Raw genomic sequence first — 1528 nt, forward strand, 5'->3', positions numbered from 1 at the left:
CGGCCCGTTGTACAGGTGCGGCGCGATCTGGGCGTAGTGCACTTCCGCGAGCGCCGCGATCTTCTTCGCCTCGAGCAGGCCGCCCACGCGCGCGACGTTCGGTTGCAGGATCGATGCGCCGCCGGCCCCGCTAGAGGCGCCGCCCGCTAAACGGGTAAACTGCTCGGATGCAACGAATCACCACTACCGGGCGCGTCAACCTCAGTCACCTGTTCTGGCTTCGCAATCTCGCGATCATCGGCCAGCTCGTGACGATCGGCGTCGTGCAGACCTATTTCGGCGTGCATCTGCCGTTGCCGGCGATGCTGATGGTCATCGCGCTCGAGATCGTTTTCAATGCGCTGACCTGGGTGCGCGTGCTGCGCGCGCGGCCCGAGACCAATTTCGAGCTGCTCGGCCAGCTGTGGGTCGACCTCGGCGCGCTGTCCGCGCTGCTGTTCCTGTCGGGCGGCACGACCAACCCGTTCGTGTCGCTGTACCTGCCGTCGCTCGCGATCGCGGCGGCCGTGCTGCCGTGGCACCTGATGATCTGGCTCGCGGCGTTCGCGGTCGCGTGCTACGCGGCGCTCGGTTTCGATTCGGTGCCGCTCAACATGGACAATCCGGCTAACCTGTTCGACTACTACCGTACCGGCATGTGGGCGAACTTCATGGTGAGCGTCGGGCTGATCGCGTGGTTCGTCGCGCGCATGTCGAATGCGCTGCGCCAGCGCGATGCGGCGCTCGGCGAAGCGCAGCAGCATCTGCTGCGCGACGAGCGGGCCGTTGCGCTCGGCGTGCAGGCGGCCACCGTCGCGCACGAGATGGGCACCCCGCTGTCGACGATCGCGATGCTCGCCGAGGAACTGCGCGACGCGGCGCGTGCCGATCCGGGGCTCGCGCGCTACGAGGCCGACCTGAAGGTGCTCGAGGAGCAGATGACGCTCTGCACGTCGGCGCTCGCGCGCCTGCGCAGCCGCGCGAGCGCGCCGGCGAGCCGCCAGCCGGTGGACGACTGGCTCGACACGTTCGTCGAGCACTGGCGCCTGCGGCATCCGCATGTGCAATTCGAGTTGCTCGGCGCGCGTCCGGCGGGCGTCGCGCTCGACGACACGGTCGCGGCCGGCCAGATCCTGACGATCCTGCTCGACAACGCCGCGCGCGCGAGCCCGCAGCGCGTGACGCTGGCCGCGAAGGTCGCGCATGGCGGCACGGCCGACGAGATCGAATTCGAGGTATGCGACGACGGGCCCGGCATTCCGGCGTCGCTGCGCGAATCGCTCGGCGCGATGCCGGTCGACAGCACGCAGGGCGGGCATGGGGTCGGCCTGTATCTCGCGTTCAGCGCGGCCGCGCGGCTCGGCGGCGAGATCGAGCTGTCCGATGTCACGCCGCGCGCGGCGGGCGGCAACGGGCGGGCCGGCGGTGCGGGCAATGGTCACGCCGCCGCCGCATCGGGACCACGCGCGCGCCAGCAGATCGGAAGAGCGGCGTGTCAGGAGAGAGTGTTAAGTCGCGCGGTGATTGTCGAGGTTCAGCTGACTTGATA

Annotated in this window: 1 protein-coding gene and 1 pseudogene; one reads left to right on the top strand and one right to left on the bottom strand. The window is 69.6% G+C overall.

Going from position 1 to position 1528, the window contains the following annotated elements; all coding sequences use genetic code 11:
* Positions 1 to 126 (bottom strand): annotated as a pseudogene (locus G3N62_RS35470) (enolase C-terminal domain-like protein); the annotation flags it as partial.
* 41 nt (positions 127 to 167) lie between these two features.
* Between G3N62_RS35470 and G3N62_RS35475 the strand changes: the two are divergent.
* On the top strand, positions 168 to 1526 hold the full coding sequence (locus G3N62_RS35475) for an ATP-binding protein (protein WP_241013303.1): 1359 nt from the start codon (positions 168 to 170) through the stop codon (positions 1524 to 1526).
* The last annotated feature ends 2 nt before the right edge of the window (positions 1527 to 1528 follow it).

The organism is Burkholderia sp. Tr-20355 (genome assembly GCF_017104685.1).
GTDB lineage: Bacteria > Pseudomonadota > Gammaproteobacteria > Burkholderiales > Burkholderiaceae > Burkholderia > Burkholderia seminalis.

What these genes read in the sequence shown, in the direction of transcription:
- G3N62_RS35475 (WP_241013303.1), top strand. Translation starts at nt 168, where the DNA reads ATGCAACGAATCACCACTACCGGGCGCGTCAACCTCAGTCACCTGTTC.